General features: G+C 36.9%; 18 protein-coding genes and 3 pseudogenes. 16 read left to right on the forward strand and 5 right to left on the reverse strand.

From position 1 onward, the window contains the following. A pseudogene (locus tag H346_RS09885) lies at positions 1 to 310 on the reverse strand (helix-turn-helix domain-containing protein); the annotation flags it as partial. 283 nt (positions 311 to 593) lie between these two features. Here H346_RS09885 and H346_RS0107260 point away from each other — a divergent pair. The 4 genes from H346_RS0107260 (at position 594) to H346_RS0107275 (ending at position 3,207) form a co-directional block, all read left to right on the forward strand. Beyond that, positions 594 to 1,433 carry a DegV family protein gene (locus H346_RS0107260; RefSeq protein ID WP_156888879.1) on the forward strand — a complete coding sequence of 280 codons (840 nt, stop codon included), beginning with the start codon at positions 594 to 596 and terminating at the stop codon, positions 1,431 to 1,433. Beyond that, positions 1,426 to 2,268: an SGNH/GDSL hydrolase family protein gene (locus H346_RS0107265; protein WP_027970502.1), complete on the forward strand. Its 843-nt coding sequence runs from the start codon at positions 1,426 to 1,428 to the stop codon at positions 2,266 to 2,268. The genes H346_RS0107260 and H346_RS0107265 overlap by 8 nt, the downstream gene beginning before the upstream one ends. Beyond that, positions 2,246 to 2,833, forward strand: coding sequence for a YpmS family protein (locus H346_RS0107270; RefSeq protein ID WP_027970503.1), 588 nt, complete (start codon positions 2,246 to 2,248; stop codon positions 2,831 to 2,833). The genes H346_RS0107265 and H346_RS0107270 overlap by 23 nt, the downstream gene beginning before the upstream one ends. Positions 2,834 to 2,931: 98 nt before the next feature. Next, positions 2,932 to 3,207: an HU family DNA-binding protein gene (locus H346_RS0107275; RefSeq protein WP_027970504.1), complete on the forward strand. Its 276-nt coding sequence runs from the start codon at positions 2,932 to 2,934 to the stop codon at positions 3,205 to 3,207. Between the two features lie 70 nt (positions 3,208 to 3,277). On the opposite strand, the gene H346_RS0107280 is transcribed toward H346_RS0107275, so the two are convergent. Together H346_RS0107280 and H346_RS0107285 are read right to left on the reverse strand one after the other, a co-directional pair. Next, positions 3,278 to 4,468: an MFS transporter gene (locus H346_RS0107280; RefSeq protein ID WP_027970505.1), complete on the reverse strand. Its 1,191-nt coding sequence runs from the start codon at positions 4,466 to 4,468 to the stop codon at positions 3,278 to 3,280. Positions 4,469 to 4,537: 69 nt separating this feature from the next. After that, entirely contained in the window at positions 4,538 to 5,410 is an 873-nt protein-coding gene (locus tag H346_RS0107285; RefSeq protein WP_027970506.1) for a helix-turn-helix domain-containing protein, read from the reverse strand. Between the two features lie 199 nt (positions 5,411 to 5,609). Here H346_RS0107285 and H346_RS0107290 point away from each other — a divergent pair, with 199 nt between their 5' ends. Beyond that, a complete protein-coding gene (locus tag H346_RS0107290; protein WP_027970507.1) occupies positions 5,610 to 7,484 on the forward strand; it encodes a heavy metal translocating P-type ATPase in 1,875 nt (624 codons plus the stop codon). A 44-nt stretch (positions 7,485 to 7,528) separates the two neighbouring features. Next, positions 7,529 to 7,681: a hypothetical protein gene (locus H346_RS10525; RefSeq protein ID WP_156888875.1), complete on the forward strand. Its 153-nt coding sequence runs from the start codon at positions 7,529 to 7,531 to the stop codon at positions 7,679 to 7,681. 617 nt (positions 7,682 to 8,298) lie between these two features. On the opposite strand, the gene H346_RS0107305 is transcribed toward H346_RS10525, so the two are convergent. Then, complete coding sequence (locus H346_RS0107305) at positions 8,299 to 9,051, reverse strand: MurR/RpiR family transcriptional regulator (RefSeq protein WP_027970508.1); 753 nt, start codon at positions 9,049 to 9,051, stop codon at positions 8,299 to 8,301. Between the two features lie 157 nt (positions 9,052 to 9,208). On the opposite strand from H346_RS0107305, the gene H346_RS0107310 reads away from it, so the two are divergent. Together H346_RS0107310 and H346_RS0107315 are read left to right on the forward strand one after the other, a co-directional pair. Beyond that, the gene (locus H346_RS0107310) at positions 9,209 to 11,092 is read left to right on the forward strand and encodes a glucose PTS transporter subunit IIA (protein WP_027970509.1); all 1,884 of its coding nucleotides are present in this window, start codon (positions 9,209 to 9,211) and stop codon (positions 11,090 to 11,092) included. Beyond that, a complete protein-coding gene (locus H346_RS0107315) occupies positions 11,093 to 12,583 on the forward strand; it encodes a glycoside hydrolase family 1 protein (RefSeq protein WP_027970510.1) in 1,491 nt (496 codons plus the stop codon). Positions 12,584 to 12,852: 269 nt separating this feature from the next. Here H346_RS0107315 and H346_RS0107325 read toward each other — a convergent pair whose 3' ends face one another. Next, the gene (locus H346_RS0107325; RefSeq protein WP_027970511.1) at positions 12,853 to 13,788 is read right to left on the reverse strand and encodes a dihydroorotate oxidase; all 936 of its coding nucleotides are present in this window, start codon (positions 13,786 to 13,788) and stop codon (positions 12,853 to 12,855) included. A gap of 238 nt (positions 13,789 to 14,026) precedes the next feature. Here H346_RS0107325 and H346_RS0107330 point away from each other — a divergent pair, with 238 nt between their 5' ends. From H346_RS0107330 to H346_RS09900, 8 genes and pseudogenes are all read left to right on the forward strand, one after another. After that, positions 14,027 to 14,722 carry a phosphoglycerate mutase gene (locus H346_RS0107330; RefSeq protein ID WP_027970512.1) on the forward strand — a complete coding sequence of 232 codons (696 nt, stop codon included), beginning with the start codon at positions 14,027 to 14,029 and terminating at the stop codon, positions 14,720 to 14,722. 108 nt (positions 14,723 to 14,830) lie between these two features. After that, positions 14,831 to 15,352, forward strand: coding sequence for a transcription repressor NadR (locus H346_RS0107335; protein WP_027970513.1), 522 nt, complete (start codon positions 14,831 to 14,833; stop codon positions 15,350 to 15,352). A gap of 39 nt (positions 15,353 to 15,391) precedes the next feature. Next, a complete protein-coding gene (locus tag H346_RS10530) occupies positions 15,392 to 15,583 on the forward strand; it encodes a hypothetical protein (RefSeq protein WP_156888876.1) in 192 nt (63 codons plus the stop codon). Positions 15,584 to 15,758: 175 nt separating this feature from the next. After that, entirely contained in the window at positions 15,759 to 16,955 is a 1,197-nt protein-coding gene (gene tuf, locus H346_RS0107340) for an elongation factor Tu (protein ID WP_027970514.1), read from the forward strand. A gap of 590 nt (positions 16,956 to 17,545) precedes the next feature. Then, on the forward strand, positions 17,546 to 18,238 hold the full coding sequence (gene rnc / locus H346_RS0107345; RefSeq protein WP_027970515.1) for a ribonuclease III: 693 nt from the start codon (positions 17,546 to 17,548) through the stop codon (positions 18,236 to 18,238). Beyond that, positions 18,239 to 21,784: a chromosome segregation protein SMC gene (gene smc, locus H346_RS0107350; RefSeq protein ID WP_027970516.1), complete on the forward strand. Its 3,546-nt coding sequence runs from the start codon at positions 18,239 to 18,241 to the stop codon at positions 21,782 to 21,784. Positions 21,785 to 22,517: 733 nt separating this feature from the next. Next, positions 22,518 to 22,996: pseudogene (locus tag H346_RS11065) on the forward strand (S8 family serine peptidase); the annotation flags it as partial. A gap of 220 nt (positions 22,997 to 23,216) precedes the next feature. Then, a pseudogene (locus tag H346_RS09900) lies at positions 23,217 to 24,002 on the forward strand (IS3 family transposase); the annotation flags it as partial.

Genomic DNA, 24,002 nt, shown 5'->3' on the forward strand with positions numbered 1-24,002 from the left:
AATAAGAAATGCAGTCTGGAAAGGTCCCTTTAATCACATCTAGGCTCCAATCTTGCTTCAGATAACTTTGGATGAAGGTCTTTTCATCATCAGAAAGAATAGCTTGACGACGTCCACAGCGAGATTTATTGGCCTTGTAGAACTGATAATAGTCATTGGCTGACTTTCCTTGTTTTAGGAAAGTTACAACCTTATGAATCGTTTGTCGGCTTCGCTTAAGCGATTGAGCCATTTTGAGAACCGATATGCCATTCTCAACATATGCCTCTATCATTACAAGTTCGTTTGTGGTAAGATGGGTATAGGCCATTTATGTTATTCCTTTCAGACAAATGTGGTGTTTATCTGAGCCTAACATAGATGGCTTTTTCTGTCTAACTTAATTTTACAAATTGGGACTAAAAAAAGTGAATCAAGATGATTTTTCACATCTTGATTCACTTTTTTAGAAGGATTTGGTTTCTATTTAGACATAAAAACAGTAACATTTTTGAAAAATACATTTGATGTGTCTCAAAGCTGGCAATTTTGATTTATTTTAAAAGGAGTGCTAAAATAAGAATGTAAGAAACTTGTCTAGAATGGAAAAATACATGGGAACGATTAAAATTGTCACAGATTCTTCAATTACTATTGAACCAGAATTGGTTAAGGCATTGGATATTACGATAGTGCCTTTATCTGTTATGGTTGATAGCAAATTGTATTCTGATAATGACTTGAAAGAGGAGGGCTATTTTTTAAGCCTGATGAAAGCCAGTAAATCTCTTCCAAAAACCAGCCAGCCCCCTGTTGGTCTTTTTGCAGAGACCTATGAGCAGTTAGTTACGAAAGGAGCGACAGCTATTGTTGCTATCCATCTCTCCCCTGCTTTATCAGGGACTATTGAAGCCTCTCGTCAAGGAGCAGAAATTGCAGAGGCACCCGTAACTGTTTTGGATTCTGGTTTTACGGATCAGGCGATGGCATTCCAAGTAGTGGAAGCGGCAAGAATGGCACAAGCAGGAGCTCATTTGGATGACATTTTGGCTACGATTCAAGCGGTTAAATCAAAAACAGAACTTTATATTGGGGTATCCACCTTAGAAAATTTAGTTAAGGGGGGACGTATCGGGCGAGTGACAGGTGTCTTAAGTTCATTACTTAATGTTCGAGTTGTGATGGAGTTAAAAAATGATGTGTTGAAAACGCTTATCAAAGGTCGTGGCAACAAAACATTTACCAAATGGCTAGATGGTTACTTAGCTGAAAATAGCCAACGATCTATTGCGGAAGTCGCCATTTCTTATGCTGGTGAAAATACTCTTGCACTAGGTTTGAAAGCAAAGATTGCAGCGCATTATTCAGGACCAATTTCTGTTTTAGAAACAGGTTCTATTATTCAAACTCATACAGGTGAGGGCGCCTTTGCGGTCATGGTTCGTTATGAATAATCGTAAGCTTTTAAGTGGACTTTTGTTCTTTGTTGTGTGTCTAGGCTTGGCTTTTTTCTTTTTAAATGCTTTGATTCCTAAGTCAAATTCACGTTTGAAAAAAAGCGATTTCTTAAAGCAGGAGCAAGTGACGTTAAACTATGTGGCTATTGGAGATTCATTAACAGAAGGCGTTGGGGATTCAACGAATCAAGGTGGTTTTGTTCCCTTGTTGGCAAATGATATTGGTGACCGGTTTAAAGCTAAAGTTAGCTATAAAAATTATGGTGTATCTGGAAATACTAGCCAGCAAATATTAGATAGAATGACTAAGGAAAAAACCATCAAGACAGATTTAAAAACTGCCAATCTGATGACCCTAACCGTTGGTGGCAATGATGTTATGGCAGTTATTCGGAAGAATTTAGCGGTTCTTCAAGTCTCTAGTTTCAAAAGACCCGCTTGTCAGTATCAAGAACGTTTGAGAAAGATTCTTGACTTAGCAAGAAAGGATAATAAGGACTTGCCAATTTTTGTTTTGGGAATCTATAATCCTTTTTACTTAAATTTTCCTGAGTTAACTGATATGCAACGTATTATTGATAACTGGAATGAAAAAACCAAGGAAGTTATTCAAGCCTATGATCGTGTTTACTTTGTTCCAATTAACGAGTTATTGTATAAAGGGGTAAACGGTAAAGAAGGGATTGTTCAGTCTACTGGGGGTCAAACGACAGTTGTTAACGATGCTTTGTTTACTGGGGATCATTTTCACCCAAATCATACCGGTTATCAAATCATGTCAAATGCAGTAATGGAGAAAATCAAAGCGCATGAAAAAGAAATCAAACCTTAACGGTTGGAAATGGAGTTTTTTGCTTTTATTGGCTTTCAATCTTGCTTTTTTATTGGTGATTGGAAGCCGTCTCATCCAAGTTAGAGAACCTAAGTCGGAGTTGATTGCCAAAAAAACTGTTAAAAATGTTAAGGTGGGAACTTTTACAACAAATCGAGAACAACTCAATGAAACGGTTGCTAGCTATTTAAAAGATTATCAGACTAAAAACATGAATTATAAATTCTATGCGACTTCGTCATCAATCTTATTTGAAGGCACCTATCGACTTTTAGGATATGAAGTGCCCTTATATATTTATTTCCAACCTCATCGCTTAGCCAATGGTGCTGTTCAGCTAGAAGTCATTTCCTTTTCAGCTGGAACCTTACCCTTGCCTGAAAAGGAGGTTTTACAGTATTTGAAATCCAGTTACCAACTACCGAAATTTGTGCGTGTTATTCCACAAAAATCAGCAATTGTTGTGAATTTACAGGAAATCAAAAATGGTGCTAAAATTTACTTGAAAGCGAAGAAAATTGATTTGTTTAAAGATGAAATGAGTTTTGATATTTACAAGAAATAAGTTCAAATGACGTTAAATACTTGACCTAAGTGCTTTTTTTAGATATGATAATATCTGTTAAAGCATTAAGCTTACTAATTATTTGGAGGATTTGTTAAATGGCTAACAAACAAGATTTAATCACTAAAGTTGCAGAAGCAACTGAACTTACAAAAAAAGATTCAGCAGCAGCAGTTGATGCCGTATTTTCTGCAATTGAAGCTTTCCTTGCGGAAGGTGAAAAAGTGCAGTTGATCGGTTTTGGTAATTTTGAAGTTCGTGAACGTGCGGCTCGTAAAGGTCGTAACCCACAAACTGGTGCAGAAATCGAAATTGCAGCTTCAAAAGTTCCAGCATTCAAAGCTGGTAAAGCTCTTAAAGACGCAGTAAAATAATTGAATATATAAAAGCCCATTGTATCAAGCATTACAGCCTGTGCAGTGGGCTTTTTTTGGTATTAAAGAATTATAGAAAACGTTTACGACCGTAGAGGTAGGCTAAAATGGACATGGTGGTAATACCAGTTCCAATTATTGCAAAGCTACTGAGGGTCACTGTAGCTGGGAGATAGGTCATCAGAGCTGTAGCAAGTGGCATAAAGAGTACGGCAATGGTAAAAATAGAACTAAAAACGCGACCTAATAACACTTTTGGGACCTTTTTTTGCACGAGAGAGAAAAAATGAATGTTGAATATGGTTAAAAAACATTCGAACCAGAAATTCCCAGAGACAATGATTAAATTTGGCAAATGCCAGATAGCCATTGGTGTCATAAGTGTTAGACCTAGACCGCTTAATCCTAAGGCAAGAAGTAGGTTTTGGTAGGTATTTTTAAAAAGTTTGCTTGCAAGGACAGCTCCTAAAATAGAACCTGCTGCTCCCATGGATAATAGGCTAGCATAACTAGCAGTATTAGCAAAAAGTTGGTTTGAAAAAGGAATCAAATAATTAAAAGCAGCGATAAAGAAATTTGCGAGAGCGGCAATGCTTAGTAAGAAAAACATTTCCTTTTCTTGATAAATGAAAGCTAGTCCCTGGGTTATATCCTTGCCAAGCTGATTTAGTTTCTTTGTTTCATTGACTTGCTTTAAATGATTTTCTGTTTTTGTTATGGAAAAAAGACAAGCGAAAGACAGTGCAAAACTGATGCTATCAACAATTAAAGCCGATCGTAAACCGAGTTGATCAACAATAAAAAAAGCAAGCAGAGGTGAGGAAATACTAATGATTTGAGAAATTATTTCTAAGTGTGCATTGAAATTAACCAACCGTTCGTCGTCTATAAGGGTCACTACGTAGGCACGAAAAGAAGTTCCAGAGAAGGCCTGCGAAATAGCTAAAAGTGCATTAACAGTGATCAGTCCATAGAGCATAATCCTATCGCTGGCAATTAAAGCAAGCAAACCACAGCTTAGAGCTCCGATAAAATCAGTCCACAGTAGAATTTTTCGGCGTTGATAACGATCGGCAATGGCACCAGCGATAGGATTTAGGATTAGTGCAATGACATTCTCAGCCAGTTGATAGTAGCCGAGATATTTCTGTCCAATTATTCCCAAATTGGCAATCCAAGTACTATTGCCATAATCGTAAATGACATTACCAATTTTATTGATAGCGCGACTTGCCAGCAGCCGGTATTCATTTTGTTGCATAATAGAACCTCCAAACAAAAGTGATTTTATTATAAATCAATTCGTAGAGACTTTTATTTTATTTGCAAATTAGGTAAGAGGATTGACAAAGTGTTCAAAATCTTTTTGATAATTTTGCACCATGTGAGGGCAGTCCAATGCTTCAAAAATTTGAATTGCTCTTGTCATTTTTTGGATTCCTGAAAAACAATCCGCAGATAAATAGTCATTTAAGCCTTGTAGAAATAAGAAAATGGTTTTCTCATATAATTTAGTTTCATTGGCTAACAGAGGTTTGAGTTGCTCTTGATAAAACTGTGCGTAAGAAAGGGCATTGCGATGTAAACAAGTTTCCAAAATATTGAGTAAGGTAATTGTCACCAAATGTTTATGGGTGGCAATATCTTGGTAATAGGCATGGTTTTTGAGAATTTCCCGTCCCATTTTATCTAGTAGAGGAATGTCTATAAAAAGATAAAGATTGCCAATTAAAATCAGTTCATAAATCTGCCATGTTTCAGTGCTAAAGAGATAGTCTGTTACTTCATCTAGATAAGCTTTGGGAAAAGCAATGCTTGGGTCACACTTGCAAATCAAGCCTTGAAGTAAAATAACGTTTAAAGAATACCTTTTCCAATTGGGCTCCTGCTCGTATTTGCGTTTTTCTTCTTTTTGTAAAGCTTTGAAGCCCTCGACATCACGAGCGTATTCGAGTGGAATTAAGGTTGACATAAAACGAATTTGTTCTGTTTTTTTGAAATCTGAAGCAGCATCCATAAATTCTTTAACTTCAACCTGCATTTTTTCTAAAGCATGTAAAAACTTGCTTAGGGAAATGTCAGATTGCCCACGTTCAAAGCGAGATAGTTGTGATAATGAAATATCTTGATCAGCAATCTGCTGTAGGGTGATATTTCTATTCATCCGAATGTCACGAAACGTTTTCCCCAGTTGTCTAACCATCAATTAAAAACCTCCTACAAAAAGTATAGCATTCCCTGTTCAGTTTAGCTATTTTTCTCATATTTGCAAGATAAGAGATAGAGGTATTATTTTTATTTAGAATTATTCTAAATTAATTGATTTCTTTATTTAGAATTGTTATAATTAATATATCTTAAAGATTGGGATAATTGCCAGTGAATAATTATGAGGGAATGATATGAAACAAAAAGAGTGGTTAAAAGGACACATCCATGTATTGGAGACAGTGGTGTGTTTGGTTTTAATTTTAATCGGACTATTATTTTTATCGAGTATGCCGACAATAGCTTCAGCTATCTTTATTCTATCCTTTTTTATTGGAGGATATGAATCAGCTAAAGCAGGTATTTTGGAACTAATCAAACACAAACACCTGTCTGTTGATGTCTTGATGATCTTAGCAGCTATTGGCGCCGGGATTATTGGTTATTGGCTAGAAGGAGCTTTGTTAATTTTTATTTTTTCTATGTCAAATACTCTAGAAGAAATGGCAACAGAAAAAAGCAGGGATGCTATCTCTGCCCTAATGTCACTAACACCGGATACTGCACGTAAGATTGCTTATGACGGGCAAATCCTTGAAGTGGAAACAAAAGTATTGAATATAGGTGATCGTTTACAAGTTCGTAAGGGAGAAGCCGTCCCTATTGACGGGAAATTGCTTAGTCACTTTGGACAGTTTGATGAAACAATGGTAACTGGTGAGGCGATTACTGTTGACAAGGAAAAAGGACAAGACCTTATTGGCGGGACAATCAATCAAGGGCAGACCATTGAAATGCTTGTTACGGTTGAGAATGGTGAGACGCTTTTTGCTAAAATCGTGGATCTGGTAGCATCAGCCCAAGGGCAAAAAAGTAAAACAGCAACTTTTATTGAGAGCCTCGAGGATGTCTATGTCAAACTTGTCTTGTTTTTAGTTCCAAGTTTTATCTTGTTCAGTCACTTTGTGTTTGCTTGGACTTGGTTGGATGCTTTTTATCGTGGGATGATTCTATTAACGGTTGCTTCGCCTTGTGCCTTGATTGCTAGTTCGACACCAACCACTTTGTCTGCTATCTCCCATGCCGCTCGCAAAGGACTTATTATTAAAGGTGGTGATATTGTAGATAATATGGGAGATATTAGGGCTGTTGTTATGGATAAAACCGGTACTTTGACTCAAGGGAAACCATCTGTGGTTAATTCGCATTATATATTGGACAAAATGCTTGTGGATAGGATTGTAAAAAGTGCAGAAATAGCCAGTACCCATCCTGTTTCAAAAGCTTTGCTTGATTTTACAGAAAAACGAAAGCCATTAACTGTTGAACAATTAGAAGAAATTTCAGGCAAAGGTTTTCAATGCTATTATAAGGGGAAAGAATGGCGGATTGGAAAGAAATCATTTATTTTAGAAAAACTCGAAAATTTATCTCAATTTGAGAAGTCAGTTCAGGCAGAAGAAAATCAAGGAAAAACCCTAATCTTTGTTTCCTGTGACAATCAGTTGGCAGCCTACTATGCCTTATTAGATGATATTAAGCTAGAATCTCAGCAAGCTATTAAAACTCTCCATGCAATGGGAATTAAGACAGTGATGTTGACAGGAGACCAAGAGCGTACAGCCAATTATGTGGCACAGAAACTTGGTATTGACGAAGTTGTAGCAAATTGCATGCCTCATGATAAAGCTATTAAATTAGCAGAACTTAAAGACAAATATGGATTTGTTGCGATGGTTGGCGATGGGATCAATGATGCCCCAGCACTTGCTCAGGCAGATGTTTCTTATGCCATTGGTTCAGGAACAGATATAGCTATAGAAGCTGCTGACAGTGTTATCATGGATGACTTGACGCGAATTCCATTTTCAATCCAATTATCACGAAAGATGAAAACAATTGTTAAACAAAATATTGTTTTTGCCCTTTCTATTATTACCTTGCTGATTTTGGCGAATGTCTTTCAAGTGATTAACTTACCACTTGGTGTCGTTGGACATGAAGGTTCAACCATTTTAGTTATCTTGAATGGCTTGCGCTTACTTTCTTTTAAAGAGTTTCTAACTTGATTCTTCCGCTGAAAGCGTTTATACTTTTATTAAGAAATTTAGTTATGAAGGTAGGCATAATGGTAGAATTAGGGATTGAAACAGTTATTATTGGGTTGGCTATTTTTTCAATCATTAAGATTGTCATTTTTATGATTTTATCGGAGCGTTTTTTGCCAAAAATAAAGGTTAAAAGAACAAAAGAAGATAAAAAATGATTACAAACTTAGGTAGTTCTATTGAGAATAAAAATGTTCGGTACACATTTAAATGGGTTCAAATGGGGATCCCTTTACGAAACATGCAATTTCGTTTCTTGGACAAGATGATGCTTAGGCTCTTATGAAAGTAGTATAGGCAACAAAAAATCCTCACATGTCACGCAAGGAAATGGTTATACCAAATATGCTTTAATACTGTTTGGTATGATTTTAGGGTACGCTAAAGAATAGCTTTTAGCAGGATTTCTCATTTTAGGAAGTAAGATGAAAGCCATGATTGCTTGTGCTCATAAATTACTCCGAATGATTGATAAAATCCTGTTGCATTAAGTTTACAGAAAAAATACTTGGATTAAAGTAACAGTTCTGACACTTAATCTAAACATTTTTCAACCACAGTAGAGTACTAAAAAGAATTTTTAATGTTTTGCCTAATTTAACAGTAGTAGTCTGTACAATTTCATTAATAAAATGCTGTTAAAAATTTGATGGTTTTTTAAATTTTTAAGATAATTAGACATTTTTATCATTTTAAGTCTCTTAACGATTTATAACACAAGCCAACTGAAGAGAAGGATGATGGTTAGAACCAACTCCTTCTTTTTCTTTTATCATTAAATTCTTTTTTCATGGATGACATTAATTAACATTTCAACAAAAACCATATTGAAAGCTTGTCTGTCCAAAATGGACTGCTTACTGAATAAATAGCCAGGTAATACAAAATGATGGGTAAAGAGTTTCGCAGTATTAGCTTTTTCATTTAAGGTTATAAGATAACTTTCAGTGGGCATGTTTTCTTGAATAGCTGATAGAGAGCTACGAAAACTTGAAATATCGCCATCTAGGGAAAAATAGATGAGAACATCTTCTTCTTTAATAATATTTGTTAAGTGAGCTCCGCTATTTAAATCTCCTGCAACTTGGCTAGGTATGGCCAAATCTTGAAGTGCCATATGCAGATATTTTGCAGGAAGTGAGGAATAGTAGACACCAAAGATATGGATCATTTTTTCAGATAGTATACTTGTTACTAGCTGATCGATACGATCTCTGTTCAGCTTACTGAATTGCAATAATAAGTTACTGTAGGTTTGACTAGAAGAATCCAGTTGATCGCTCATTTCAGTCTGGTGACGGTGGTGTAAGTAGTGGATCGCGTCATATCGAAAATCCTTAAAGCCTTTATAACCTAAAGTTTGACAAAAACGTAATACAGCAGATGTTGAGGTGTGTGATAAATTGGCTATTTTACTGATGGTATAAGTTTCTAATGTTTCAATATGGTTAATGGCATAATTAAACACTTTTAATTCTGTTTTTGAAAACGCTTTTTCTTGATGTTTCAATTTTTCTAAAAAATCCATGAGATACTCCTTCTAAGTTATTGTACTTCCTTATGATAAAATTGTCAAAACAAAAAAATAATTTTACCAAAAATGGTTGACAACCGTCTCGGAAGGTCGTATAATTTTTGTGAAAAGTATCAAAAGTTTTTGAAAATAATATCAAAAAGGAGCGATTATGGATTATAAGGGACTAGCACAAGACATTGTCAAGAATGTCGGGGGATGCGATAATATTCAAATGCTTTCACACTGTATGACACGTTTACGCTTTAACTTGAAAGATGTGACAAAAGCTAATAAAGGAGCATTGGAAAATCTAGATAGTGTTCTCGGAGTTGTTTACGCGGGTGGTCAGTACATGATAATTCTAGGTCAGCATCTGATTCCGACTTATAACATTTTGATCAAAGATTATCAGATCAATTCTGGTGGAAGTGTTGATGAAAATTTGGATGGTGATTTGTTTCCAAAAGAACCACTAACGTGGAAAAATCTACCTTCTAAGTTGATTGGATTTATTTCAAGTTCTGTAACACCAATGATCCCAGCCTTAATTGCTGGAGGTATGTTAAAGGTTGCTTTATTACTTTTTATCACTTTTATTGACAAAACTTTTATCGCATCGTCTACTTACTTGTTATTAGCAGCAATTGCAGATGCTCCGTTTTATTTTATGCCTATCTTTGTAGCTTATGGCGCAGCTGTCAGATTAGGAGGAACTCCTATTTACGCAATGGTAGCAGCAGCTGCTTTATTGCATGGGAATTTTGTGACACTTGTTACAGCGGCAAAGCCAATCGCTTTATTTGGTATGAACGTCAGATTGCTAAGTTACGGAGGATCAATGTTACCAGCTTTGCTCGTTACTATTGTTGCTTATTATGTTGAAAAATACCTAAATAAAATCATTCCAAGTATTTTTAAAGCTATTTTTGTTGGGATGGGAACTATTTTTATAGCAGGTAGTCTGGCATTTTTAGTATTAGGTCCGTTAGGAAATACTGTTGGACAAGGAATTGCTGCCATCTTTATGTTCCTAGATAGTACAGTTGGTCCACTCGCAGTTGGTCTATTAGCTGCGGTATTGCCATGGATGGTAATGGCAGGGATGCATACAGCATTATCTCCATTTATGCCACAACTTTTGGTCAATCCGGGGTATGATGCCATGTTGCGTCCAGCATTTTTGATGCATAATATGGCAGAAGGTGGTGCTGTTTTAGGTGTTATTGCAAGAACAAAAGATAAGATTAAGCGAAGTGAATATATTTCTATTGCAGTTGGATGTATTGTTGCTGGGGTAACTGAACCAGCTATTTATGGAGTCAATTTAAAGTATAAAAAACCAATGTACGGTGTCATGGCAGGAGGCTTTGCGGGAGGCTTGGTTGCTAGTCTTTTGGGAGCAAAAGCATATGAAATGGGGTATTCTAATATTTTAGCTTTACCTATTTTTGGGAAAACTGTTTTAGCAGCTATTTTTGCTATCATTACCACTATTAGTGTTGCTGCTGTTGTAACTTTCTTCTTAGGTGTTGATTTACCGGCAGGAGATAAATCGAATCAAATAACAGAACCTGTGCAAAATCTGGTTTCAGATGAAGCCATTGTTGCAATTACAGATGGGCAACTCCAATCACTTGAAAGTGTTAACGATCCTGTATTTTCACAAAAAATTATGGGCGATGGCTTAGCATTTCGTTTACATAGTGATTTTATTGGCTCTCCTATTAATGGTGAATTAACGACCGTATTTCCAACTGGACATGCTTTTGGGGTTAAGGGAAAAAATGGCATTGAAATACTAGTTCATATTGGTATTAATACCGTTGAATTAAAAGGAGAAGGATTTGATGTTTTAGCTAAAGCTGGAGAAGAGGTTAGAGCAGGGCAGCCCATCATTAAAATTAATAGAGAATTTATTGATTCAAAGGGGTATGACACAAGCACTATGATGATTGTAACAAACCAAAATTTATCATTTGATCATTTGGAAACTATTGGTCACGATGTTAAACAGGGAGATATTTTGATTGAGCAAATAAAGGAGGAAATATAAATGGGCTATCAATTACCAGAAGGTTTTTTATGGGGAGGAGCTACTGCAGACTTCCAATTTGAAGGTGGATTTGATCAAGGGGGGAGAGGGTTGCTTTCTCATGATTACGAAACAGATGGTTCACTCGAAAATCCTAGGCATCATACGATGAAGATGCCAGATGGAACAATCATTAAGCCAAGAAGCTCATTTTTTCATGCAGATCCAATTCCTCAAGAAGCAGAACCTATTTTTTTAGACACAGAATACTATCCTAGTCACCAAGCTGTTGATTTTTATAATCATTACGAAGAAGATATTCGGTTAATGGCAGGTATGGGATTTAACGTTTTTCGCTTTTCGGTTTGTTGGAGTCGTATTTTTCCAACAGGTGAGGAGGAAACACCAAATGAAGAAGGGTTACAATTTTACGAAAAAGTTATTGATGAATTAGAAAAATATGACATGGAGCCATTAATTACCATTTGTCATGATGAGATGCCTATGAATTTGGCTTTAAAATATGATGGGTGGTCTTCAAGGTACCTCATTGATGCTTATCTTAAGTATTGTAAGGTTTTGTTTGAACGTTTTGGGGAGCGTTGTAAATATTGGCTAACATTTAATGAGATCAACTCTGTCAGAGGTTTTGGTCCTTGTGGTACAAGACAATCTACGGGTCAAGAAAGGTATCAGGCCGCTCATCATATGTTTATTGCTAGTGCAAAAGCTGTCCTTTTAGGTCATGAAATGATGCCAGATAGTCAATTTGGGGCCATGTATGCCATGAGTGAATTATATCCAGCAACTTGTAAACCGGAAGATATTTTCCAAAGACTACAAGCACGTCGTGAAAATTGGTTCTTTATTGATATAATGGGACGTGGGTATTATCCAAGTTATAGCAAATCATTGCTTCAAAGACGGGGAGTGACAGAAATAGAAATGGATGATGCTGATGTTCAGGTTTTAAAAGATGGGCAACTTGATTTTATTTCTTTCAGTTATTATCGGTCAAATATCACACAAGCCGGCGATGAATGGTTCAATGTTGGTGGTTCGCCAAATCCTTATTTACCAGTTACCTCATGGGGATGGTCTGTTGACCCACTTGGTTTAAGACATGTCATGAATGAAATCTATGACCGTATTCAAAAACCTCTCTTTATTGTTGAAAATGGTATGGGAGCAATTGATCAAGTAGATGAAAATGGGTATGTGGAAGATGATTATCGAATAGACTATCTTAAAAATCATTTACGGCATATGGCAGATGCAATAAACATTGATGGAGTTGATTGTATTGGCTATACTATGTGGGGACCAATTGATTTAGTGTCATTATCAACAGGGGAAATGAAGAAACGCTATGGTTTTATCTATGTTGATATGGATGATAAGGGGAATGGTAGTCTTAAGAGGACACCTAAAAAATCATATTATTGGATGAAAGAAATTATTAATTCAAATGGTGAACGTTTACACGATACCAGTGATAGCGGTAATACTTAAAGTTAAGCATGATGGCTGTCAAAGAAGATCGTGAGGGTTTATCGAAAAAAACTGGAACAAAATTAAGGATAAGAGATGCAAAAAGCAACGGTTGTGATACCGTTGCTCAGACCATAGCCTTCTTTTGGGAGTTTATAAGGATGAGAATGAAGTGAAGTTGTACTAACTCTTAAAGTGTTATCATTCCAATACTTTAAGAGTTTTTAGTTGCCCTATGGAAAGAAGATTGAAGAAAACGATCAAAAGTGCCTTTTGTGATAAACTTGTTTTTAAGCCATATATTTTAATTGACCACGGAAATCTTCTAATCGTTGATAGCCTTTTTGGATCATAATGGTTTTTAACTCTGTTGTGACACGTTCAAAAATAGCTGGACCTTCTTGATGGAGAGCTGTTCCAATTTGGACCATACTGGCACCACAAAGAATATGCTCAAAGGCATCACGACCAGTTTTAACACCACCTGTTCCAATAATTTGGATAGACGGTTTTAACCTTTGATAAAAGGCATGGACATTAGCAAGAGCAGTTGGTTTGATATAATCTCCCCCAATGCCTCCAAAACCATTCTTAGGTTTAATAATCACTTGTTCATCGTCAATGACTAAACCATTTCCGATAGAATTAACACAGTTAACAAAGGTGAGTGGGTATTTATTAAAAATAGCAGCAGCTTGGTCAAAATGCACAATGTCAAAATAAGGTGGCAATTTGATGCCAAGTGGCTTGGTGTAGTCAGAAAAAATGCTTTCAAGAAGCTGATCTGTGGTATCAAAGTCATAGGCAATTTGTGGTTTGCCAGGAACATTAGGACAAGAGAGGTTTAATTCTACAAGTCCATCATAATCAGAAGCCATAATAGTTTTTAAAATGGTTTTTGTTTCAGCAGGAGACATCCCGACAACAGAGAGAAAATGAGATTTGCTATCTTTATGTTTCGCTAATTCACTAAGAAAATCTAAATAATAGTGAAAACCATGGTTAGGAAGTCCCATGGAATTGATAGAACCAAGATTGGTATCAGCATAGCGAGGTTCGGGATTCCCTTGGCGCGCTGTTAGTGTTCCTGTTTTAGTGACAAAAGACCCAGCTTGAGACTGTTCAATCTTTAAGAGTTCTTCTTTTGTCATGCAATAAACGCCAGCAGCATTCATTAAGCAGTTGTCAAAAGTAAAAGATCCAATTTGTGTAGCAGTAGAAACCATTATTTCCTCCATCATTTAGACAAATTTTTTCTATTCTATCACTAGAACTGAATAATAGCAAGTGGTTTTTTGGAAATGGAGAGATTTACACTACTATTTCCGAATATTGATTGTTTTCATGAGAACCACAAAATGATTTCCAATAAAAAAAGAATAGACTAGCTTTTTCACCCCATTTTTTGTAAAATAGAAGTTGTAAAAAGGTAATAGCCTTTAAATTAAAAGGAGACATTAACTAATGGTAAAATTGGTTTTCGCTCGCCACGGTGAGTCAGAATGGAACAAAGCTAACCTCTTCACTGGTTGGGCAGACGTTGATCTTTCAGAAAAAGGGACTCAACAAGCTGTTGATGCAGGAAAATTAATCAAAGAAGCAGGAATCACATTTGACCTTGCTTTTACATCAGTCTTAAAACGTGCGATCAAAACAACTAACCTTGCTCTTGAAGCTTCTGACCAGCTTTGGGTTCCAGTTGAAAAATCATGGCGCTTAAACGAACGTCACTATGGTGGGTTGACAGGTAAAAACAAAGCTGAGGCTGCTGAACAATTTGGTGATGAACAAGTTCATATCTGGCGCCGTTCATACGATGTCCTTCCGCCAAACATGGAGCGTGATGATGAGCATTCAGCACATACAGACCGCCGTTACGCTTTGCTTGATGACTCAGTTATTCCAGATGCTGAAAACTTGAAAGTTACTTTGGAACGTGCCCTTCCATTCTGGGAAGATAAAATTGCGCCAGCCCTTAAAGAAGGTAAAAACGTGTTTGTTGGTGCACATGGTAACTCAATTCGTGCTCTTGTAAAACACATCAAACAACTGTCAGATGATGAAATCATGGATGTTGAAATTCCTAATTTCCCACCATTGGTATTTGAATTTGATGAAAAATTAAATGTTACTTCAGAATATTATCTTGGTGGTGAATAATTGATGAACCAGACTTCGGTCTGGTTTTTTGGACTCGCTTTTTGAGGAACAAGAAGTTGTTTTTAAAAATATGATATGATAGAAATAACGACAAAAAGAGGAAAGATTATGAAAGCAGAAGAACGCCGTCAAAAAATTATTAAATGTCTAAATGAGAAACAAGAAGCATTGTCTGCAACTTATTTGGCAAAGTCTCTAGGAGTTAGCCGACAAGTGATTGTTGGGGATGTTGCCCTTCTTCGTGCCCAGAAATTTGAAATTATTTCGACCCCCAAAGGGTATGTCATGTCAAATGCCCTATTTAGTCATCAATATTGTGCAAGAATTGTGTGTCAACATGGATTAGACAAGACCAAGATGGAACTAGATATTATCTTAGCACATGATGGCATTGTTTCCAATGTAGAAGTAGAGCATCCGATTTACGGGATGATTACAGCACCTTTAAATATAAAAAGCCAAGCAGATGTGACTAATTTTATTGCCAAGTTAAACGAGTCTAAGGCGGAATTGTTATCATCATTGACAGAAGGATTGCATAGTCATTTAATTTCTTGCCCAAGCCAAGAGGCTTTTGAGGAGATTCAACAGGATTTGAAAATGACTGGTATTCTTTATACGGAAATATAAAAAAGTGCAGAGGTTAATTTAGGGAAATCAGGAGTCATATTGACTGAAAGAATGTGCTGGATTTTAAATCATTTAGGGATCCTCTTAGAGAGCTGTTTTAGCATGAGTGATTTGGCAGAAAGTCACGTAACATCACCAATTCGACCTGCTACTGCTTGTTTAAATGGTCAACTCTATATTGGTAATGTATCTGTATTAGTACAGGCGAAAGTTCCGGTTTTAATGTTTTGATAAATGACAAGGGATGAAGTATTTTCATAAAAGATAGGCTAAAAAATTTAGACATATACTCAAAACATAAAATACTTGCATTTTCCTTAGAATTTGCTACAATAGTAAGGTAAAGTTAGACTGTATTGCCTACCGTCTATCTATAAAATATATTTTATTGGAGGCTTTTCCCAAAATGGCAAAAGAAAAATACGATCGTAGTAAACCCCATGTTAACATTGGTACAATTGGACACGTTGACCATGGTAAAACTACTTTAACAGCTGCAATCACAACTGTATTGGCACGTCGCTTGCCATCATCAGTTAACCAACCAAAGGACTACGCTTCTATTGATGCTGCTCCGGAAGAACGCGAACGCGGAATCACTATCAACACTGCGCACGTTGAGTATGAAACTGCAACTCGTCACTATGCACACATCGACGCTCCAGGACACGCGGACTACGTTAAAAACATGATCACTGGTGCGGCTCAAATGGATGGAGCTATCCTTGTAGTTGCTTCAACAGACGGACCAATGCCACAAACTCGTGAGCACATCCTTCTTTCACGTCAGGTTGGTGTTAAACACCTTATCGTGTTCATGAACAAAATCGACCTTGTTGATGATGAAGAATTGCTTGAATTGGTTGAAATGGAAATCCGTGACCTTCTTTCAGAATACGACTTCCCAGGTGATGATCTTCCAGTTATCCAAGGGTCAGCACTTAAAGCTCTTGAAGGTGACAGCAAGTTTGAAGACATTATCATGGAATTGATGGATACTGTTGATTCATACATTCCAGAACCAGAACGTGATACTGATAAACCATTGCTTCTTCCAGTCGAAGATGTATTCTCAATCACAGGACGTGGTACAGTTGCTTCAGGGCGTATTGACCGTGGTACTGTTCGTGTTAACGATGAAATCGAAATTGTTGGTATCAAAGAAGAAATCAAAAAAGCTGTTGTTACTGGTGTTGAAATGTTCCGTAAACAACTTGATGAAGGTCTTGCCGGAGATAACGTAGGTATTCTTCTTCGTGGTGTTCAACGTGATGAAATCGAACGTGGTCAAGTTATTGCTAAACCAGGTTCAATCAACCCACACACTAAATTTAAAGGTGAAGTATATATCCTTTCTAAAGATGAAGGTGGACGTCACACTCCATTCTTTAACAACTACCGTCCACAATTCTACTTCCGTACAACTGACGTAACAGGTTCAATCGAACTTCCAGCAGGTACAGAAATGGTTATGCCTGGTGATAATGTGACAATTAATGTTGAATTGATTCACCCAATCGCCGTAGAGCAAGGGACTACTTTCTCAATTCGTGAAGGTGGACGTACTGTTGGTTCAGGTATCGTCTCAGAAATCGAAGCTTAATTTTAATTAAGTTCCCAGAATAACAATTAAAGTCAGACAGCTTAAGTTGTAGGAACTCCTAAGGGAGTTCCTTTTTTGAGTGCTTTATTTTACAATAGTGAGGAAACAATGTGTTTAGCTTCCTAATTTTTGAGTTATGTTGGACTCGCTGAGTTTCTAAGATGGGTTACAGTCACAGTTCATACGCATCAAAGATCACTTTTATGGATAATTAAAAGTCTTTATTCTAGAGTTTTTTAGAGGTCATATGCAAAAATAATATTTTCACAGTTGTTCATAGTAATAAGGGAAGCCAAGTTTTTTAAGAGGCTTAGCTGCATGGATTTCTAAAATAGCTATCGTGGTGATCGTTTGGTCTTTTGTTTGGAGTAATGTCTGTGCAAGATAAAGGTGTTTTGTATCAATTTTTTAGGAACTGTTGCTTATTTTTTATTATAGATTTGGTAGGGGCTATTTTTAAGGCGTCTTATAATCTTTTGGGAGATGTTATTTGATAGGGTTATAATCATAAAAATCCATTTAGAATAAGTCTTCTAGGTGGATTTTTGATATAATAATAGGGTCTATTGGTAAAAAGGAAAGGGGTTTTTATGAAAAAGCTTGAAGAGTTACTGGCAGCATCTTTTGAGATTTGTTTTGATGACCATACGTTACTGGAAACAGCATTTACCCACACATCTTACGCAAATGAGCATCGCCTCTTAAACATTTCACATAATGAACGGTTGGAATTTTTAGGAGACGCTGTTCTACAACTGCTTATTTCTGAGTATCTCTTTGAAAAGTACCCGAAAAAAACAGAAGGGGATATGTCTAAACTCAGATCCATGATTGTTCGGGAGGAAAGTTTGGCTGGGTTTTCACGTTTTTGTTCCTTTGACATTTACATTAAGTTAGGTAAAGGTGAAGAAAAATCAGGTGGGCGTAATCGTGATACGATTTTAGGAGACTTGTTTGAAGCTTTTTTGGGTGCCCTGCTTCTGGATAAGGGGATTGACGAAGTTCGTCGTTTCTTAAATCAGGTCATGATTCCACAGGTTGAAAAAGGTACTTTTGAAAAAGTTAATGATTATAAGACCTCACTTCAGGAACTATTACAAGCTAAAGGTGATATTGTTATTGATTATCAAGTTGTCAGTGAAAAAGGACCTGCACATGCTAAACAATTTGAAGTGGCTATTTGTGTCAATGATGCCATCCTTAGTAAGGGGTTAGGCAAGTCCAAAAAGATGGCAGAGCAAGATGCAGCTAAAAATGCCTTGGCTCAATTTAGTGAGGTCTAAATGTTTTTAAAAGAAATTGAAATGCAGGGTTTTAAATCCTTTGCAGACAAAACTAAAATTGAGTTTGATAAGGGTGTGACAGCTGTTGTTGGTCCAAATGGGTCAGGAAAAAGTAATATCACAGAAAGCTTACGTTGGGTTCTTGGTGAGTCAAGTGCTAAAAGTCTTCGTGGTGGTAAGATGCCTGATGTTATTTTTGCTGGTACGGAAAATCGTAGCCCCTTAAATTATGCTCAAGTAGCTGTTGTATTAGATAATTCTGATGCTTTTATCAAAGAGGCTAAAGAAGAAATTCGTATTGAAAGACATATCTATCGCAATGGGGATAGTGATTATTTGATTGATGGGCGCAAGGTAAGATTGCGTGATATTCATGATTTATTCATGGATACAGGGCTTGGTCGGGATTCTTTTTCGATTATCTCTCAAGGGCGTGTAGAGGAAATTTTCAATAGTAAACCTGAAGAACGACGAGCAATTTTTGAAGAAGCTGCCGGTGTTTTAAAGTACAAGACCCGAAAAAAAGAAACTCAGACTAAGTTAAATCAAACCCAAGATAATTTGGACCGTCTGGATGACATTATTTATGAATTGGAAAATCAGTTGGGTCCCCTTGAAAAACAAGCGAAGGTGGCTAAAATGTTTTTGGCATTGGATGCGGATCGCAAACAATTACAATTAGATATTTTGGTTGAAGATATTGCGCTTGATCAAGATAGACAAGCTAAGGATAGGCTTGAATTAGAAGATTTGAAAGAGGGTCTGGCTTCTTATTATGCTAAGCGTCAATCCATGGAAATTGAACATCAAAAACTCAAACAAAAAAGGCAATCTTTAAGTCATGATTCGGATCAGACTCAAGCTGATTTGTTGGAACTAACTAAATTGGTTTCTGATTTGGAAAAACAAATTGAATTGATTAAATTGGAAAGTCATCAAAAGGAAGAGAAAAAAGCAGAAGCTAGTCAACGTCTTGCTCAATTTCAGATACAGTTGGAGCAGCTTCAAGAAGAAGAGACACAACGACAAGACAATTTAGTTGCTATTGATCAGCAATTAGAAGTGCTTAGTGATGAGCTAAGAGACTTGAGTCAAGAACTGGAACGGTTTTCTGCTGACCCAGACCAGTTGATTGAAAAGTTACGCGAGGATTTTGTAGGACTTATGCAAGATGAAGCGGAACTTTCAAACCAATTAACGGCATTAAAAGCTCAGCTAGATAAGGAAAATCAGGCGCGTCAAAGTCAGATCCAAGACTATCAAGACCTTTTAATTAAGGTAGATAGCCTTGAAAAGGATTGTCAAAAAGCTTTGGATGGTTATCAGACTCACCAAGAACAAGTAAAAAGCTTGCTTGAAGATTATCAAAAAACTGACAAAGTAATTAAAGATTTAGAGAGTCATTATCAAGAAGCACAAAATCGTTTATTTGATATTTTAGATCAGAAAAAAGCCAAGGAAGCTCGTAAGTCCAGTTTGGAGTCTATTCAGAAAAGCCACAGTCAATTTTATGCAGGGGTAAGATCAGTTCTTCAAGCGACGCATCAACTAGGGGGGATTTTAGGAGCAGTGAGTGAACACTTGTCTTTTGATCCTAACTACCAAACAGCGCTTGAAATTGCGCTTGGAGCTAGTAGTCAACACATTATTGTAGTAGATGAGGCTGCCGCTAAGAGGGCTATCGCTTATTTGAAAAAGAATCGTCAAGGTCGTGCTACTTTTCTACCGTTGACCACTATAAAAGCGCGCTCTTTGTCTGAGACTGTTAGCCGTCAACTAGCCTCTTGTGAGGGATATTTAGGTACCGCTGAATCCCTTGTTCGCTATGATGTTAGTCTTAGCGCTATCGTGCAAAACTTGCTGGGAAGCACTGCTATTTTTGAAACCATTGATCATGCTAACCATGCAGCACGCTTTTTAGGTTACAAAGTGAGAATTATCACGTTGGATGGGACAGAATTGCGACCGGGTGGCGCATTTTCTGGTGGTGCCAATCGTCAAAATAGTACGACTTTTATCAAGCCCGAATTGGAGCAAGTTACTAAGGAATTAGTGCAGCTATCAAGCCAATTAAAGGTGGTAGAAAAGGATGTGGCAGCTTTGCAAAGTCGTTTGGCAGAGCAAAAATCCCAGCTAGATCAGCTCAAAGTAGCAGGAGAAACGGCTCGTCTAGCAGAGCAAAAGTCTCAAATGGCTTACCAACAATTTAAAGAGAAGTTGGATGATTCCAATGCTTTGTTGGCTGTTTTGGAGCAACGTCGGTCAAGTGCTTCTGATCAACTGCTATTAGTTGAACAACAGCGTATTGAAGCTGCTTTAGTGGTTATCACTGATAAAAAGGCTAAGTTGAGTTCTGAAATTGAACAGATAAAAGAAAATAAAGATTTGATTAAACAAAAAACAAATCGTCTTAGCCAAGCTTTGTCACAGGCTCGTCTTAAAGAAAGAGACTTGCTCAACGAGAAAAAATTTGAACAAACCAATCAAGCGCGCCTAGCAGAGCGAATTCGTCAATGTCAAAAAGATATGACAGTTCTTGAAAGTGCGTTGACCAACCACATTAGTCAAGGACTCGTTGACCAGTTACCACAGTTGCAAACACAGTTGCAGGATGCCCATCAGCATAAGATTAAGGCTAAAGAGAAATTAGTACAACTCAGATTTGAGAATGACGATTATGAGGCTCGTCTTGAAGAATTAGCAGAACAGATGACAAAGGAAAGTGAGAAAAATGAAACTTTCATTCGTCAACAGACCAAGTTAGAATCAGACTTGGAGCAGGTAGAAGACCGTCTGCGTGGTTATGCCAGAAGTTTGTCAGAAGATTTCCAGCTAACTTTAGAAGAAGCTAAAAAGTCTGCTAATGCTGTTGAGCAGCTAGCAAGTGCCAGAGCAAACCTACAACAGCTGCAAAAATCAATTCGAACTTTAGGATCCATCAATATAGATGCCATTGTCCAATACGATGAGGTCAATGAACGCTTGATGTTCCTTAATAGCCAAAAAGCTGACCTTATTAAAGCGAAAAATCTTTTGTTAGAGACGATTAACAGTATGGACAGTGAGGTTAAGGCTCGATTCAAGGTTACTTTTGAAGCCATTCGTGACAGTTTTAAGGAGACTTTCACACAAATGTTTGGTGGTGGTTCTGCAGATTTGATCTTAACAGAAACAGATCTGCTTTCTACAGGGATAGATATTTCCGTACAACCTCCAGGCAAAAAAATTCAATCCCTAAACTTGATGTCAGGTGGGGAAAAAGCCTTGTCGGCGCTAGCTTTATTATTTGCTATTATCCGTGTTAAAACGATTCCTTTTGTGATTTTGGACGAGGTTGAAGCTGCGCTTGATGATGCTAATGTCAAACGTTTTGGTGACTATCTTAACCGTTTTGACAAAAACAGTCAGTTTATCGTAGTGACGCACCGCAAGGGAACTATGGCTGCTGCTGATAGTATTTACGGTATTACCATGCAGGAGTCAGGAATCTCAAAAATTGTCTCTGTTAAGCTGAAAGAGTCACAAGAGTTAGCTTATTTGTCATAAAAAAAACATTTTCAGAAATTTTAGAGGGTTACTAAATAAAAAACATTCCAATAGACGTACTGACCCCAAAAATTTGGATTTTGTGTCCAACTTTTTGGGGTCAGTACAATTTTACTAGGATTCATGGAGTGTTTTTCTTGTATTTATGAGACATTTTTGCCAGTTATGGAGCAAAGATGGAAAAATATAAAAATCATTTCATTATAACTCTAATGATCTTCTCTCAAATTATTGTTTTTGTAATATTTTGCTACTCTGACTATCTCTAAAATCCTTACTTTTTGCTGATAAAAACGGTAAATGTTAAGAAAATATTCATTTTTAAAGAAAAATAGTAGAAAATTTTTGCTTTTATATTTTAATCAGTTTATTATAAAAAAGGAGTCTTTTATGAATAAAAAAACAATGTTTTTCAATCCGTAAATGTAAAATGGGTACCGTGTCTGTTTTGTTGGGAACTTTGCTTTTTATGGGTGGAGCAAGTCGTGTATCTGCAACGTCAATGACTGGTAGTCAGATTGAGTCTATGTGTGCCCCAAAAGGAACTTCCATCCCGGAGACTTTTCTTTTATCAGAGGTTGTCAAAGAGGTTAAAACACCTCACATTCAAAATAATTCTCCTAATATAGAGGAGATTGAAACAGTTTCTTTAGCATCTGCTAGTGCCGTAGAAACGATAAAATCAGTTGAATATTTGACAGCAGAAGCTGACTTCCAAGCAGTTAATAAGAAAGAAGAGATACCTCAAAACAGTGATAGTAATAAAATTATTACTGTTCCTCAGGTATGAGATAGTGACTACAAGGGGCAAGAAACAGTGGTTGCTATTATTCATTCGGGCTTAGATACTCATCATGATGCCTTACGATTATCAGATATTAATCAGGTTAAGTATAAGCCTGAAAATAAAATGAAAAGCTAAGGTCGGTATTACTTATGTGAAGTGGTACAGTGATAAGGTTATTTTGGGTTTTAATTATGTTGATGTTGATACAGAATTAAAAGAATCAAAAAATGATTCTCATGGCATGCATGTTACAGGTATTGCGGTAGGAAAGATACTGGTAGCTGATTTATGATGTTGCTCCAGAAGCTCAAGTTATGTTTATGCGTGTTTTTTCTGATTTGAAAAGAGGAACGGGTCCAGCACTTTATGTAAAAACTATTGAAGATGCGGTTATGTTAGGAGCAGATAGTATTAACCTTAGTTTGTGAAGTGCTAACGGGTCTTTGGTCAATACAGATGAGAAGCTATTGAAAAAGCCAGACAGGCAGATGGTAGCTTTATTTTGCCAGAAGATGTGACAGATTTGAGTCATGTCTATTATATGGTAGAAGATTATGCAGGTAACTATGAATCGGTTACACTAATCTAGACAGATTTTATGAAGTGTTCTACACTAAAGAAACAGGAGAAAAGTATGTCTAGAAAACCCCGTCGACTTTCGATAAATGGGTCAGACAAGCCAAAATAACAGGTTCATTTAAAACTATTGATAATCTTACAGATGAGCAGCGTGAGCTGATTGAACTCCGAAAGCGTAATAAAGAACTCGAAATGCAGCTAGATATCCTAAAGCAAGCGGCGGTGATTATGGCACGAAAAGAGAAGTAATCACTGCTAACAAAGACAAATATAGCATTTCAGCCATGTGTCGTTGGTTTAAGATTCCTCGTTCTAGCTATTACTACAAGGCTGTTAAACCAGTCTCTGAAGCGGAACTTGAAGAAAATATCAAAGCTATTTTTCTCGAAAGTAAGGCCAGATACGGGGCTAGGAAAATCAAGAAATGTCTAGAAACTGAAGGTTTGACACTATCTCACCGTCGAATTCGTCGCATCATGAAGCGTCTCAATCTGGTCTCTGTTTATCAAAAAGCAGCCTTCAAACCGCATACCAAAGGGAAAAATGAAGCCCCGATTCCAAACCACTTAGCCAGACAGTTTGAACAAGAAAAGCCATTGGAAACTATTGTGACCGACTTGACTTATGTTTGGGTGGGGTAATCGTTGGGCCTATGTTTGTCTCATCATAGACCTCTTTAATCGTGAGATTATCGGTTTGTCAGTGGGATGGAACAAGACAGCTGACTTAGTTAAACAGGCCCTTCAAAGCATTCCGTATGCCCTGACTAAGGTCAAACTCTTTCATTCGGACCGAGGGAAAGAGTTTGACAATCAGCTGATTGATGAGATTCTGGAAGCTTTTGGTATTACT

The organism is Streptococcus castoreus DSM 17536, from assembly GCF_000425025.1.
Taxonomy (GTDB): domain Bacteria; phylum Bacillota; class Bacilli; order Lactobacillales; family Streptococcaceae; genus Streptococcus; species Streptococcus castoreus.